The organism is Streptomyces sp. WAC03905 (assembly GCF_057371075.1).
Genome location: NZ_JBXYDZ010000003.1, coordinates 2251878 through 2267037 on the forward strand (window position 1 = coordinate 2251878; position 15160 = coordinate 2267037).

The following is a 15160-nucleotide window of genomic DNA, read 5'->3' on the forward strand; positions in this document are numbered from 1 at the left end:
CCCGCTGACACCGGGCGCACACCGGCGGGGATTCATGGCCGGTGGAGGGGGTTGGACACGGTGCCGTACCGCACGGCGTGCGGGCGGTCGGGGCGGTCGCGGTAGCCGTCCTCGTAGAGCCGGTTCCTGTTCAGACACAGCCGTACGATGCGCTCGCCGAGCAGGTCGAAGAGCTCGTAGCGGTCCTTCAGCTCCGGGAAGCGCGCCTGGTGGCGCATGATCTCGGCCCGGACGAGCGACCAGAAATCGCCCTCCGGGACGCCGAGGCGGTCCTCGCAGAGCGCGGACAGGTAGCGGAAGACTCCGACGAACAGACCGGAATGGATGAACTGCGGCAGGAAGTCGGCGGGCTCGGTGAGCAGGACGGCCCGGACCTCGGCGGGCACGGAGGCCAGCTCGGGCAGCGGCTCGTCGGTGATGTTGACGTCGTCCACGAAGTCCTTGACGGCGAGCCGGACCGGCACGTCGTGCTCGTCGAAGATCACGACGGTGTTCTCGCCGTGCGGGGAGAAGACGGTGCCGTAGCGGTAGAGGAAGTGGAGCAGCGGTGGCAGGACTGCGGCGAAGAGGCGCCGGAGCCAGACGGTGGGGGTCAGGCCGGAGCGGGCGACGAGCTCGGCGGTGAAGGACCGGCCGCGCGGGTCGGTGTGGAGCAGCGAGGCGAGCGTGCGGGCGCGCTCCCCCGCGGCGAGCAGGCCGGTGAGCGGCTCGCGCCAGATCGCGCCGAGGAGCTCCTTGTACTGGTACGGGACCTCGGGCAGCCGGTCGTAGACGGGGTGGCGGACGGTGACGGAGGCGACCTCGCCGAGCAGGACGACCCGGCACTCGTCGCGCAGGAAGGGGTCGGCCTCGCGGAGGGAGTGGATCCAGGCGGTGACGGCTGGGGCGGCGAGGGCGAGGTCGGAGGGCAGTCCGCGCCAGACCATCGTGTTGAAGACGGACAGCGGGAGTTTGACGCTGTGCCGGTCGGGACGGCTGAGGTTGAGGAAGGTGCGGATCGACTGCTGTGGCAGGCGGACGTCCGGGTCGGCGGGGAGCGGGACGAGGTCGCCGGAGGCGAGCGCCGGGGCGAAGAGGGGGACGACGACCTCGTCCCACTGCCAGGGGTGCACGGGGAAGTAGAGGTAGCGCAGCGGGTCCAGGCCGCGGTCGCGCAGGCTCTGGTCGAAGGCCGCGCGGGTGGCGGGGTCGAGTTCCGCGGCGTAGAGCCGGGCGGGGTCCTCCAGCCCGGCGGTGCCCCGGTAGGCGGCGAGGGTGGTGCGCGCGGCGAGCCAGGGCAGGCGCTGGCGGTTGCGGGCCTCGGGGGCCCAGGCGGCGGTGTCGGAGGAGGACAGTCCGATGCGGCCCTTGTTGAGGACGAGCCAGGGGTGCCCGGTCTGATGGCCTTCGAGGGCGGCGTAGTCGAGGTCGGCGAGGACGTCGGCGGTGAGGGCGGTGTGGTCGATCCGGGCGTCGGCGGCCAGGGTGGCGCTCAGCTCGCGGACGAGGTGGCCGAGGGTGGCTCCGTCGAGGCCCAGGAGGCTGCGGGCGCGGACGAGGAAGTCGTACGGGTCCCCGAAGGCGACCGGGGCGGGCGGCGCGGGCGGGGCCGGTGTGAGGGTGATGGTGTCCGGTGCGACGTGCCAGCTGCCGTACGCACGACGGCGGGCGCGGAAGCCGAGGCCGCTGCCGTCGTCGAGGGTCAGGGTCCATGCGTCACCGGCGGCGGCCGGCGCGGGCTCGGGGCGGACGATCTCCTCGTAGGCGAATTCGGCGAGCATCTTGGCGAGGAGCCGACGGGCGGCGAAGTCCCAGGTCGGACGTGTGAGTTCGGGCGGAGTGCAGAGGGCTTGCGGTGACGGCGGCAGGACCGGATCCGTCGGGCCGGGGGCTGCGGGAAGATTCGGCACGGAACTCCTCGAAGATCGGGAACTTTGCTGCGCGGCGCAGAGTTTTCCAAGGGAGAGGTGCGGAGCGACGACGACGGTCGGGACGTGCGGGGCGGCGATCAGAGGAGATTGCGCAGCACCCGCTCCCGGACCATCAGGGCGGCGCGCTTCTCGGGGAGGTCGATTTCCGCATGGCAGCGGAAGCCTGAGCTGAGGAAGGCCGATACGGAGGGGGTGTTGCGGATGTCCGGTTCCGCGACGACGCGTGTGCAGCGGGGGCGGTTGCCGAGGACGAGTTCGGTGACGGCGCGGAGCAGGGCGGTGCCCAGCCCGCGTCCCCGGTTCGTGCCGTCTCCGATGAGCAGGTGGATACCCGTGTCGTGGGGGCGCGCCGGGTAGTGCCGGGAGAGCGGGTCGAGGTCGGCCCGGTAGATCTCCCAGTAGCTGATCGGCGTGCCGTCGAGGAGGCCGAGGCAGGGAATGCTCCGGCCGTCGCCGTCGAGCTGGGACCGCAGGTGGGCCTCGGTGACGGCGGCGGAGCCGGCGAGTTCCCAGTAGGCGTCCACGTCGGGGTCGTTCATCCACGCGGTGAGGAGCTCCAGGTCCCGGCCCGGCCGTACGGGTTCGAGGCGGAAGGCTCCGGCCCGTGTGGCGACGCTGCCCCAGGTGGCCGGTGAATCGAGGAGGTCGGCCTCGGCGAGCAGGGGCAGCAGGTCGGCGTTGAGACGTGGTGCGGGGGCGTGCCGGCGCGCGCCGGGGACCTCGACCGGGTCCAGGGCGTCGTGGCGGGGTCCGGCGAGGTCGGCGGCGGGGTCCGTGAGGCGCATCGGGGCTCTTCTCCGCGTCGGGCGCCGACGCGTCAATCGTGAAGGGGGTTGGTGATGGTGACGTAGACGGACTGGGTGTCGACGGGGCCGACGAGCTCGTCGAGACCGCCCAGGCGGGTCAGGAGGTTCGCCTTGCAGCGCAGGGTGGGCGAGTCGAGCAGCCGGGCGGGGAGCGGGCCGAGGCCCGCGGCCTTGGCGAGGAAGCGGCGGAAGGCGGCGAGGAGGACGCGTTCGTCGGCGAGTCGCTGGGAGCCGAAGGCGCCGATGAGGCCGAGGACGTTGTTGATGCCGAGGTAGTAGGCGAAGCGTTCGTCGGTGACGGCGTCGGAGACGAAGGTGTCGCTGCGGCCGCCGATGCCGGGGAGCCGTCGGTCCAGTTCGGCGCGGCGGGATTCGCGGAAGTAGTAGCCCTGGTTGTCGCGGTAGCGACCGCCGGTCGGCCAGCCGGCCGGGTCGAGGAGGACCAGCGTGTTCTGCTGGTGCGCTTCGAGGGCGATGCCTGCGAGGGCGTCGAAGGCGAGGACCGGCAGGACCACGTGGTCGAGGTAGCGCAGGAACCACTCGGCGGCCACGGCCGAGGTGGTGTGCCCCGTGGCGGCGGCGAGACCGGTGACGATCTCGGCGAGCCGGGAGCTCATGGTGGTCCGGCCGGGCCAGGGGCGCGGGGAGGTGAGCGCGGCGATGCAGACGGCGTCGTCGCCCGAGCGGAAGGGGTTGTGACGGAGCAGGGCGTCGAGGCCGGGGACGGGGGTACCGTCCGGGGCGTCCACGGCCACCCAGGCCGGGTCGCGGACGATGTCGAAGCCCGGGTGGGCCGCCTGCCACTGTTCGGCGAGGCCGGTGCGGAGCAGCCGGTGGACCTCCACGCCCCGGTGGAGTTCCTTGCGGAGGTTCTCGCGGCGGGAGTTGGTGATCCGCAGGCCCAGGGAGAGCTTCAGCATCGCGGGGGCGCCCGGCCGGTGGACGGTGCGGACGGAGGAGGTCGGGTACCAGGCCTCCCCGTGCGGGCCCAGGTCGTGCAGGAGTCCCGCGTCGCGCAGTGCGGTGACGGCGGGGCGCTGGAGGAGTTCGCGGGCCTGCCAGGGGTGCAGGGGAAGGGGGGTGGTGCCGTTGGGCAGCGGAAGTCCGGGGGCGAGGCGGCCGAGGAGTTGCGGCGCGGAGACGGGGCGGCCGCGTTCGGTCCAGGCGGACTCGGTGGCCAGTGCGGTGGGGGCGACCGCGAACCAGTGCAGGGGGAAGGAGCCGTGGAGTTCGGGCGAGTAGTGACGGGCCTCGGTCTCGGAGAGTCCTTCGCGGCTCTTCGGGTCCGGCTGGAGGGGGTGGCCGAGGAGGAGTGACTGTTCGGCGGTGAGGAAGCGGTCCAGGCAGGCGGGGGCCGGGGCGGTGGGACGTTCTCTCCGGTCGGCGATGAACTCGGTGGTACGGCGCACCGAGTCGGCGACCCGGCCGACGAGGTCGGAGCTGCCGCGGCCGTCGCCCGCGCCCTCGCGGGCGATGAGCGCGGCGAGGGTGACGGCGTCCAGGCAGGGCGCGGTGGCGGCGGTGCCTTCGAGGCGGGCGGGGCCGAAGCGGTGCCAGCCCGCAGGGGACCAGTGGCGGACACCGACCAGCACGGCGGTGCCGGAGGCGGGAAGGGGGATGCGCAGCGGACTGCCGGTGGGGCCGAGGGGGCGGTGGAGTCCGGACTCGCGGATCCAGCACCGGAGGAGGTTCTCCACCGCCGCGGCTTCGGCGGCGAGGGCCGGGTCGGGGTGGTCCAGGGGGTCGGGTCCGGCGGCGGGCTCCGGTCGGACGAAAGCGGTCCGGCCGGTGCGGGCTCGGGCCGTACCGTCCTTCTGCCGCGGCACGGTGGCGGTCGCCCCGGCGTCGGCCGCTGCGGCCTGCGGGGACGGCCCGCCGGCGGTGGCCTCCGGGGCTGGCGGGCGCGCGGCCTCGGCCGCGTCAAGGCCGGCGTCGGTGCGGGCGTCGGTGCGGGCGTCGGCGTCGGCGTGATGCCCGGCGGCCGGAGCGGCCTCGGGGGTGTGCGGGCCGGTGGCCCGAACGGGCTCCGCGCCGCGGGGCGGGGTGGCTGCCGGTGCGGTACCGGCGGGCGGCTGCGCCGGGGCGGTGTCGCGTACCGGGTCGGCGGCGGACGCCGGTGCCGGCCGTCCCGGGGCGGTGGCCGAGGGCTCGGGGCGCGGGGACGCCGTCCGGGCCTCGGCGGGCCGTGGCTGCGGGTGAGCCGGCCCCTCCGGGGTGGTCGCGGGCAGAGCGGTGGGGGAAGCCGCGCTCTCCGGGGAGGGGTTGGGCTGGACCGTTGGGGCCTGGGTGAAGGGCGCGGTAGGCGTGGCGGGAGGGGTGGTGCCGAAGGAAGCGGAGGGCGGGAGGGGGGTGCCCGGGGCTGTGGGGGTGCTCGGGGCGGTGGGGGTGCTCGGGGCGGTGGGGGTGCTCGGGGTGGACGGGTGCGGCTCGGGCATCGCGGGGCCTCCGGTGCGGGTCAGCGGGTCCGGCGGGCGGCTGCCGGGATGGCGTCGGACAGGCGGTCGAGGACCGCCGCGGCCTGTTCGTCGGTCAGGGTCAGCGGTGGGAGCAGCCGGACCACGGCGCTGTGGCGGCCGCCGAGTTCGACGATCAGGCCGCGTTCGAGGCACTCCTGGCGGACGGCGGAGGCGAGGGCCGGTGCGGCGGCCCCGGTGTCGGGGTCGACGAGTTCGAGGCCGATCATCAGGCCGCGCCCCCGGACGTCGCCGATGCAGGGCTCGTCCGCTGCCAGGCCGCGCAGGGCCGCTGTCATCCGGTCGCCGAGGACGGCGGCGCGCTCCGCGAGCCGGTTCTCGCGGACGAAGGCCAGCGTGGCGGTGCCTGCGGCCATGGCGAGCTGGTTGCCGCGGAAGGTTCCCGCGTGGGCGCCGGGTGCCCAGACGTCCAGCTCCGACCGGTACACGATCACCGCGAGGGGAAGGCTGCCGCCGATCGCCTTGGACAGGACCATCACGTCGGGCACGACACCGGCGTGGTCGACGCCCCAGAAGGCCCCGGTCCGGCCGACGCCCGTCTGGACCTCGTCGGCGACGAGGGGGATCCCCCTCGACGCGGTGATCTCGCGGATGCGGCGCAGCCAGCCGTCCGGGGCGGGATGGACCCCGCCCTCGCCCTGCACGGGTTCGACGATCAGGCCGGCGGGGAGGGGGATGCCGCCCTTGGGGTCGTCGAGCAGGTTCTCCGTCCAGCGTGCGGCGAGTTCGGCTCCCTCGGCGCCGCCGACGCCGAACGGGCAGCGGAAGTCCTGCGGGTAGGGAAGCCGGGTCACCCGGCCGTCGGCGGCGCCCCCCGACGCTTCCAGGGCACCGGCGGTCATGCCGTGGTAGGCCCCGGTGAAGGCGAGCAGTCCGGAGCGGCCGGTCGCGGTGCGGACCAGTTTGAGGGCCGCCTCCACTGCGTCCGTGCCGGCGGGACCGCAGAACTGGATGCGCGCGTCGGCGGCCAGTGCCGGCGGGAGGTTGGCGAACAGCTCGGTCGTGAAGGCGTCCTTGACCGGTGTGGCGAGGTCCAGGACGTGCAGCGGCGCACCCGAGTCGAGGACGCCGCGGACGGCTTCCAGGACCACCGGGTGGTTGTGTCCGAGCGCGAGGGTACCGGCGCCGGAGAGGCAGTCGAGGTAACGCCGGCCGTCGGCGCCCTCGATGGTCAGCCCGCGCGCCCGCACCGGGACGATGGGCAGGGAGCGGGCGTACGTCCGGGCCGCGGACTCCCGCTGCGCCTGCCGGCGCAGGATGCCGTCGTGGCGCGCCGTTCGGCCGGTCTGCGGCGGCACTTGGGGTTCCGCCGGCGGCATGTCGGGCGGCGGGGACTGTGTCGCGGCGGCCGCCCCGGCCGGCTCGGTGAATGCCACGAGTGTCGCTCCTCCCGCACTGATTTCACTGACGGATTGCGTTTCGAACACGGACGCTCCCCCCATCCCCCGTACGTACCAACGACGGTGACGGCGACGGATCACGGGTGGGGCCAAGATCCTTGTACTCAAAGAATGAGCAAAAGGAACCGCTGACCCGGGCTGTGTCGTCCTCGGCGGCAGCGGCATAGTGGGGGGCTCCACTCCAACGCCTCGAACCTCCAGGGGGACGAACGACATGCGACCGAACCGACCGGTCACCGCGACGCTGTGCGCGGCCGCCCTCGTGCTGACCGCCGCCGCCTGCGGCCCCGGCGACGGGGAGGCCGGCGCCGACGCCAAGCCGACCGTGGCGGCGAGCCTGCCGAACACGGACGGGATCAAGATCCCGGACCAGCTCAAGCAAAAGCTCAAGGAACGCGGCATCGACCTGGAGAAGTGGAAGGGCGGTGAGTGGAAGAACTGGAAGCAGGAGGACTGGCTGCGCGAAGCGGGCGACTACATAAACCCGATCATCGAGGACCTGTGGGACCCGGACCGCATGCGTGACGCCGAGCAGCCGCAGCGCCCGTCCGTCGACCCGGACGCGGGCAAGGACCAGGGCGTCACCGACCCGACCCCGGCTCCGGTGGCGGCCAAGCCGGCCGCCGCGCCGTACCACCAGAGCGTTCCGGAGTCCGGGAAGGTCTTCTTCGACGGCCCCGAGGGCTCGATGGTCTGCTCGGCGACCGTGGTCAAGGACCCCGCGCACCCGGGCAAGTCGAACATGGTCTGGACAGCGGGCCACTGCGTGCACGCGGGCAAGGCGGGCGGCTGGTACCGCAACATCGCCTTCGTGCCCTCCTACAACAACGCGGGCAAGCCGTCGGCGCAGCTGAAGGGCGCGCCCCGCGACCAGGTGGCCCCGTTCGGCGTGTGGTGGAGCGACTGGGCGCAGACGTCCGACCAGTGGATCGCGACGGGTGGTCCGACCGGCGGCGCGGGCGCCCCGTACGACTTCGCCGTGCTGCACGTGACGCCCGAGAAGGGCAAGGGCAAGTCCCTTGAGGAGACCGTCGGTTCGGCGCTCCCGGTGGAGTTCGCCGCGCCCGCCGTGCCGAAGGTCGCGAGCCTGACGGCAACGGGCTACCCGGCCGCCGCGCCGTTCGACGGCCAGAAGGCCTTCCAGTGCACGGACCGGCCGGGACGGCTGACCCTGAGGGCGAACGAGCCGGTCATGTACCGCATCGGCTGCACGATGACCGGTGGCGCCTCCGGCGGCGGCTGGGTCGCCGCGGGCGCCGACGGCAGGCCGGCCCTGGTGTCCAACACCTCGATCGGCCCGGCCAAGGCGGGCTGGCTGGCCGGCCCGCGGCTGGGACCGGAGGCGAAGGGCATCTTCACCGCGGTCAGCAACAAGTTCAAGTAGCCGGTCGCCGACGACCGAGGGCCCCCTGCGCATCGCAGGGGGCCCTCGGTCGTCAGGGCTCGGCCCGTGTTACTGCCGGCCGGTCGTCAGGGCTCGGCCCGAGTCACTGCTTCGCCAGCGCGTAGGGCGCCAGGTCGGCCGCCAGTTCCTGGTGGACGCGCGCCTTGAGGAGGGTGCCCTCCGGGGTGTGCTCCTCGGAGATCACCTCGCCCTCGGCATGCGCCTTGGCGACCAGCGAGCCGCGGGTGTACGGCACGAGGGCCTCCACCTCGACCTCGGGGCGCGGCAGCTCGGAGTCGATGAGCGCGAGGAGTTCCTCGATGCCCGTGCCCGTCCGCGCCGAGACGGCGATGGAGTGCCGCTCGATGCGCAGCAGCCGCTGCAGGACGAGCGGGTCCGCGGCGTCGGCTTTGTTGATCACCACGATCTCGGGCACGTTGACCGCGCCGACCTCGCGGATGACCTCGCGGACCGCCGCCAGCTGCTCCTCCGGCGCCGGGTGCGAACCGTCCACGATGTGCAGGATCAGGTCGGAGTCGCCGACCTCCTCCATCGTGGAGCGGAACGCCTCGACGAGGTGGTGGGGCAGGTGCCGGACGAATCCGACCGTGTCGGCCAGGGTGTAGATCCGGCCGCTCGGCGTCTCGGCCCGGCGCACGGTCGGGTCGAGGGTGGCGAACAGGGCGTTCTCCACCAGCACGCCCGCGCCCGTGAGGCGGTTGAGCAGCGAGGACTTGCCCGCGTTGGTGTAGCCGGCGATGGCGACCGAGGGCACCTTGTTGCGGCGCCGTTCCTGCCGCTTGATGTCGCGGCCGGTCTTCATCTCCGCGATCTCCCGGCGCATCTTCGCCATCTTCTCGCGGATCCGTCGCCGGTCGGTCTCGATCTTGGTCTCACCGGGGCCTCGGGTGGCCATGCCGCCACCGCCGCCGCCACCCATCTGCCGGGACAGCGACTGACCCCAGCCGCGCAGGCGCGGCAGCATGTACTGCATCTGCGCGAGGGCGACCTGCGCCTTGCCCTCTCGGGACTTGGCGTGCTGGGCGAAGATGTCGAGGATCAGGGCGGTCCGGTCGACCACCTTGACCTTGACGACGTCTTCGAGGGCGATGAGCTGGCCGGGGCTGAGCTCACCGTCGCAGACGACGGTGTCGGCGCCGCTCTCCATGACGATGTCACGCAGCTCGCGGGCCTTGCCCGAACCGATGAAGGTGGCCGGGTCCGGCTTGTCACGGCGCTGGATCACGCCGTCCAGTACGAGAGCGCCCGCGGTCTCGGCGAGGGCGGCGAGCTCCGCGAGGGAGTTCTCCGCGTCCTGCACCGTTCCGGAGGTCCAGACACCGACGAGGACGACGCGCTCCAGGCGGAGCTGTCGGTACTCGACCTCGGTGACGTCTTCGAGCTCGGTGGAGAGGCCGGCGACACGGCGCAGGGCCGCGCGCTCGGAACGGTCGAACTGGTCGCCGTCCCGGTCTCCGTCGATCTCGTGGCTCCAGGCGACGTCCTCTTCCATCAGGGCATCGGCCCGAAGGCTCTCGGTGAAGCTCTGCGAGTCACGCACGTCCTGTGCGTCCCGCGCGTCCTGGGAAGGGGAAGAAGAGGAGGTCATTGGATCCTTACGTCGATTCGAATAGCGGTGTCGCGCCTGGCGGGGACACGGTGGCTGTCTCGTCCAACGTGTCACACCGCCCGGGGATTCCCCGAACGGACCCGTCGATGGTGACATGCCCGTTCCTCGGCGGTCACACCCTTTTCCCGCCGGGCACGGCCGCCCTGCCCGTCGCGGCCTTGCCCGGCGCCCCGTCCGGCGCCGGGGCGCTCCACTCGGGGTGGCCCGGCATGGGCGGGGTCTTCGCCCCGTACAGCCACGGCTCCAGGAAGGCCCCGAGGTCGCGGCCCGCCTCCTGCGAGACCAGGCGTACGAAGTCGGCGGTGCCCGCGATCCCGTCCCGGTACTGGGCCACCCAGCGCCGTTCGATCCGGTCGAAGGCCTCGGTGCCGACCTCCTGCCGCAGGGCGTACAGGATCAGCGCGGAGCCGTCGTACACCACCGGCCGGAACAGCCCGATCTTCTCGCCGGGCGCGGCGGCCTTCGGTGCGGCCGGGGGGCCGCCCGCCGCCCGCCACTGGTCGGAGCGCTGGTACGCCTCGCGCATGCGCCGCTCCAGGGAGTACTTGCCGAGCCCGTCCGCGTACAGGGCCTCGTACCAGGTGGCGTGTCCCTCGTTGAGCCACAGGTCGGACCAGGTGCGGGGGCTGACGCTGTCGCCGAACCACTGGTGGGCGAGCTCGTGGACCATGACCGACTCGACGTACCACTCGGGGTAGCCGTCACCCGAGAACAGGCTGCTCTCGAAGAGCGACAGGGTCTGCGTCTCCAGCTCGAAGCCGGTCGTCGCCCGGGCGATCAGCACCCCGTAGTTCTCGAAGGGGTAGCGGCCGACCCGCTCCTCCATCCACGCGATGTGGCCGGCGGTCTTCTTCAGCCACGGGTCCAGCCGCTGCCGGTCGGCGGCGGGCACCACGTCGCGCAGGGGCAGCCCGTGCGGTCCGGTCCCGTGCACGACGGCGGAGCGGCCCACGGAGACCTGGGCCAGCTCGGTGGCCATGGGGTGCCGGGTGCGGTACGTCCACGTCGTGGCGGCGCCCGTGCGCCGGGCCGGGGCGACCTGGTAGCCGTTGGCGACGGCGGTGAGCCCGGTGGGCGCGCTGATCCGGAAGGTGAAGAGGGCCTTGTCGGCGGGGTGGTCGTTGCAGGGGAAGACGCGGTGGGCGGCGTCCGCCTGGTTGGCCATGGCCAGGCCGTCCTCGGTGGGCACCCAGCCGCCGTCGGCGCGGCCGCGCGGGTCGCTGGTGTGCCGGACCGTGATGCGCAGCGGGCCGCCGTCCGCCACCGCGCGCCGGGGGGTCAGTACGAGGTCCTCCCCCACGCTCTCGAACCGGGCGGGCTCCCCGTTGACCTCGGCGGACGCCACGGTCCCGTGCGTGAAGTCGAGGTTGATCCGCTCCAGCGGCGCCGTCGCGCGGGCGTCGATCACGGTGACCGCGTCGAGGGGGCTCTTGTTGTCCTTGTACGTGAAGGACAGGTCGTACGAGAGGACGTCGTAGCCGGGGTTCCCCAGCTCGGGGAAGAGCCGGTCGCCGATGCCCAGGGGCTTCGGCGGGGGCAGGACCGCGGCGACGAGGGTGAGGGAGGCCGCGGCGAGCAGGGCGGCGCGCAGGCGGGGGGAGGAGAGCTGCATCCACCACCGCTTACCAGCGCCCGCCGCGGGGCCGTGCACGACGCGCGCCACGTCCACCCGAACGGGACCTTCCGGCGCCGTACGGGCGAGGCCCCCGGGGGACCGTCCGCAGACCCCGGGTCCGCGCCGGCACGCGAGCCCGCCTTCCGGCCCGCCCGCCCGCGGCCCGCGCGCCCGCAGCCCGCGCGCCCGCTGCGCCTCCTGTGCCTGCTACGCCCGGCTGACGTCGTAGACGCCCGGGACGTCCCGCATCGCGCGCATCAGGGCGGGGAGCCCGGCCGCGTCGGGGAGCTGGAGGGTGTAGGTGTGCCGGACCCGGCCCTCGACGGGGGGCTCCACGGTGGCGGAGACGACCTCGACGCCCTCGTGGGCGATGGCCTCGGTCAGGTCCGCCAGCAGATGGGGGCGGCCGAACGATTCAGCGAGCAGGGTGACCCGGCAGTCCGCGGTCGCCCGCCAGTGCACGGCGACGGAGGTCCGCCCCACGGCCCGCATCTGGGCCACGGCCGCGCAGTGGACGCGGTGCACGGTGACGGCGCCGCCGCGGACGAGGAAGCCGGCGACCGCGTCCGGCGGCACCGGGGTGCAGCACCCGGCGAGCCGTACGGTGGCGTCCGGCAGGTCGGCGACGGCGTTGGCCCCGCCGCCGCGGGCCCCGACCACCGACAGGGGCGCCCGGGCGGCCGTGTCGGTGGCCATGGCGCGGTCGGGGTGGGCCTCCAGCCAGCTGCTGATGGCGATGCGGGCGGCGGGCGTGCGGGCGTGGTCCAGCCACTCGACCGCCGGTCCGGAGGAGGCGTCCTGGGCGAGGAGCAGCTGGACGGTGTCCCCGTCGGACAGCGGCGAGGACAGGGAGGCGAGGCGCCCATTGACGCGGGCGCCGATACAGCCGTGGGCGGCCTCGCCGTGCTGCGCGTAGGCCGCGTCGATGCAGCTGGCTCCGGCCGGGAGGCCCAGGGTGCCGCCGTCGGCCCGGAACACGGTGATCTCGCGGTCCTGTGCCAGCTCGGCGCGGAGCACGGTCCAGAAGGTGTCGGGGTCGGGGGCGGACTGCTGCCAGTCGAGCAGCCGGGACAACCAGCCGGGCCGGGTCGGGTCCACCCGCTCCTCGTCCGGGTCGGCCGCGGCGTCCGGTGTCGCGGTGGCGTACGGGTTGCCGAGCGCCACCACGCCGGCCTCGGCGACGCGGTGCATCTGGCGGGTGCGCACGATGACCTCGGCGACGTATCCCTCGGGCGTGGCGACGGCGGTGTGGAGGGACTGGTACAGGTTGAACTTCGGGGTGGCGATGAAGTCCTTGAACTCCGAGACGACGGGGGTGAAGCAGGTGTGCAGCTCGCCGAGGACGCCATAGCAGTCGGCGTTCTCGCCGACGAGGACGAGGATGCGGCCGAAGTCGGAGCCGCGCAGTTCCCCGCGTGTGCGGGCGATGCGGTGCACCGAGACGAAGTGGCGCGGCCGGACCTGCACTTCGGCCCCGATGCCCGCCTCGCGCAGGACGCTCCGTACGGAGTCGGCGATGCCGGGCAGCGGATCGCGTTCGCCGGCGTGGGCGGCGATGAGGGCGCGGGTGCTCTCGTACTCCTCGGGGTGCAGGATCGCGAAGACGAGGTCTTCCAGTTCGGTCTTGAGGGCCTGCACGCCCAGCCGCTCGGCGAGCGGGATGAGGACGTCGCGCGTGACCTTGGCGATGCGGGCCTGTTTCTCGGGGCGCATCACGCCCAGGGTGCGCATGTTGTGCAGTCGGTCGGCCAGTTTGATGGACATCACGCGGACGTCGTTGCCGGTGGCGACGAGCATCTTGCGGAAGGTCTCCGGTTCGGCGGCGGCGCCGTAGTCGATCTTCTCGACCTTGGTGACGCCGTCGACGATGAAGCAGACCTCGTCGCCGAACTCCGCCCGGACCTGATCGAGGGTCACGTCGGTGTCCTCGACGGTGTCGTGGAGCAGCGAGGCCGTCAAGGTGGTGGTCTCGGCGCCCAGTTCGGCGAGGATCAGGGTGACGGCGAGCGGATGTGTGATGTACGGCTCACCACTTTTCCGCATCTGGCCGCGGTGGGAGCTCTCCGCGAGGAGATAAGCGCGCCGGAGAATGGACATGTCGGCGTCCGGATGGTGGGCGCGGTGCGCCTCCGCGACGTGGCCGATCGCGTCCGGGAGGCGGTCCCGGGACGTCGGGCCGAGGAGCGCCGCGCGCCCGAGCCGACGCAGATCGATCCTGCTCCGGCCCCGTCTGCGGAGCTCAGGGCGCGCTTCGGGGTGTGCTTCGGGGTTCGTGGCCTCTGCACTCATGGGCACCTCCGGCGGCTTCGACCGGCGGTGGCGGGCATGGGTGCGCCCTCAGGGCCGGTGCCTGATGTTACCGACCCCACCACGTGGCGCAGTCCACCTCTCGCACAGCGTGAAACGGATCACCCATTAGAGGGAAGCTTCAGGAGAAAGCCGTTTCGGTGAGCCAGGTCGCGTCGAACTCACCGGCGGCCACGATCACGGCCGGGCCGGTCATGTCGATCCGTCCGTCGGGGTGTTCGGTGATGACGAGCGTTCCGCCGGGGAGGTCGACGGTGTACGTCGCCGGTTCGCCGGTGGTGGCGGGGTCCGCACCGTCACGGCGGATGGCGGCCACGGCGACGGCGCAGGCGCCGGTGCCGCAGGAGCGGGTCTCGCCGGAGCCGCGCTCGTGGACGCGCATGGCGACGTGCCGGGGGCCGCGGTCGACGACGAACTCGACGTTGACACCGGTCGGGTAGGCGGACGCCGGGCTGAACGGCGGGGCGGTGAAGAGGTCTCCGGCGTCGTCGAGGCTCTCGACGAACGCGACCGCGTGCGGGTTGCCCATGTTCACGTTGCGGGCGGGCCAGCTGCGCGATCCGACGCTGACGGTGACGTCGCCCTCGGGGAGCACCGCGCGTCCCATGGAGACGGTGACGTCGCCCGCCTTGTCGAGGTGGACGTGCTTGACGCCGCCGCGCGTGGCGACGGCGAGGTCGCCCGGTTCGACGTGGCCGGCGTACTGCAGGTAGCGGGCGAAGACGCGCACGCCGTTTCCGCACATCTCCGCGACGGAGCCGTCGCTGTTGCGGTAGTCCATGAACCACTCCGCCTCGTCGGCCAGGTGCGCCGCCTCCGGGTGCGCCGCGGACCGGACGACGTGCAGCACACCGTCCGCGCCGAGGCCGGCGCGCCGGTCGCAGAGCTTCGCGACGGCGGAGGCGGGCAGCTCGACGGCGTTGTCCGGGTCCGGGACGATCACGAAGTCGTTCTCGGTGCCGTGGCCCTTGAGGAAGGAGAGGGTGGTCTGCGTCACCCGGCCATCGTACCCAGCCGCAGCTCAGAGGGGCCGGACCGTCCGAGGGGCGGTCAGCGGAGCCGGGCCACCCGGTACACGGCGAGGCCTACGACGACCAGCGCGACCACGGCGTACAGCGCGGCCATGCGCCAGTCCGGGCGGCGGCCGCTCCCGCGGACCGGGAGCCCGGGCCAGGTGTAGCCGACCCGTCGCGCGGCCATCATGCCCCAGCCGCCGGCGCAGCAGCTGATGAGGAAGCCGAGCATGGCGACGACGGCTCCGCCGTCACCGAACTCGAAGGCGAGGGGGAAGGCGAACATCAGCGAGCCGGCGGCGGCGAGCATCACGATGGGGGCGATCTGCCAGACGCGCAGGCGGCGCTGCGGTCGCAGTTCGACCTCGAACTCGGGTCCGGCGGCCGCCTCGGCCTCGGCGGTGTCCGGGGCGTCCGGACCGTCGGGGGTCAGCCGTGCCGGGTCGGCGGGCAGCCCGAGGCCCGCGGATCCGTCGGTCCCGCCGAGAAGCATCGGATCCGCTTCCCGCCGGGTGTCGTCCCGCCCAGTGTCACGAGGGCCGGCCTCCATCGCCACGCGCCCTCCCCACTCGGACTCAGTACGCCGCCATGCATCGCAGGTGATCGCACCCGCTGGAGTTT

Annotated in this window: 10 protein-coding genes; 1 reads left to right on the forward strand and 9 read right to left on the reverse strand. The window is 73.5% G+C overall.

Annotated elements, in window-relative coordinates:
* Window positions 1-32 precede the first annotated feature (32 nt).
* From AC2RP6_RS12485 to AC2RP6_RS12500, 4 genes are all read right to left on the reverse strand, one after another.
* A complete protein-coding gene (locus tag AC2RP6_RS12485) occupies window positions 33-1889 on the reverse strand; it encodes an IucA/IucC family protein (RefSeq protein WP_486446307.1) in 1857 nt (618 codons plus the stop codon).
* A 98-nt stretch (window positions 1890-1987) separates the two neighbouring features.
* Complete coding sequence (locus AC2RP6_RS12490; RefSeq protein WP_486446308.1) at window positions 1988-2695, reverse strand: GNAT family N-acetyltransferase; 708 nt, start codon at window positions 2693-2695, stop codon at window positions 1988-1990.
* A gap of 32 nt (window positions 2696-2727) precedes the next feature.
* A complete protein-coding gene (locus tag AC2RP6_RS12495; RefSeq protein ID WP_486450309.1) occupies window positions 2728-4944 on the reverse strand; it encodes an IucA/IucC family protein in 2217 nt (738 codons plus the stop codon).
* 227 nt (window positions 4945-5171) lie between these two features.
* Complete coding sequence (locus AC2RP6_RS12500; RefSeq protein ID WP_486450310.1) at window positions 5172-6509, reverse strand: diaminobutyrate--2-oxoglutarate transaminase family protein; 1338 nt, start codon at window positions 6507-6509, stop codon at window positions 5172-5174.
* 295 nt (window positions 6510-6804) lie between these two features.
* Between AC2RP6_RS12500 and AC2RP6_RS12505 the strand changes: the two genes are divergently transcribed.
* Window positions 6805-7974, forward strand: coding sequence for a trypsin-like serine peptidase (locus AC2RP6_RS12505; RefSeq protein ID WP_486446309.1), 1170 nt, complete (start codon window positions 6805-6807; stop codon window positions 7972-7974).
* 103 nt (window positions 7975-8077) lie between these two features.
* On the opposite strand, the gene hflX is transcribed toward AC2RP6_RS12505, so the two are convergent.
* The 5 genes from hflX to AC2RP6_RS12530 all read right to left on the reverse strand — a co-directional run bounded on the left by hflX (window position 8078) and on the right by AC2RP6_RS12530 (window position 15089).
* Complete coding sequence (hflX, locus tag AC2RP6_RS12510; RefSeq protein WP_486446310.1) at window positions 8078-9583, reverse strand: GTPase HflX; 1506 nt, start codon at window positions 9581-9583, stop codon at window positions 8078-8080.
* A gap of 133 nt (window positions 9584-9716) precedes the next feature.
* A complete protein-coding gene (locus AC2RP6_RS12515) occupies window positions 9717-11216 on the reverse strand; it encodes a M1 family metallopeptidase (protein ID WP_486450311.1) in 1500 nt (499 codons plus the stop codon).
* A 210-nt stretch (window positions 11217-11426) separates the two neighbouring features.
* Window positions 11427-13508 (reverse strand): RelA/SpoT family protein, encoded by a 2082-nt coding sequence (locus AC2RP6_RS12520; RefSeq protein WP_486446311.1) that lies wholly within the window; start codon window positions 13506-13508, stop codon window positions 11427-11429.
* A 139-nt stretch (window positions 13509-13647) separates the two neighbouring features.
* Entirely contained in the window at window positions 13648-14523 is an 876-nt protein-coding gene (gene dapF / locus AC2RP6_RS12525) for a diaminopimelate epimerase (RefSeq protein ID WP_486446312.1), read from the reverse strand.
* A 53-nt stretch (window positions 14524-14576) separates the two neighbouring features.
* A complete protein-coding gene (locus AC2RP6_RS12530; RefSeq protein ID WP_486450312.1) occupies window positions 14577-15089 on the reverse strand; it encodes a hypothetical protein in 513 nt (170 codons plus the stop codon).
* Between the last annotated feature and the right edge of the window lie 71 nt (window positions 15090-15160).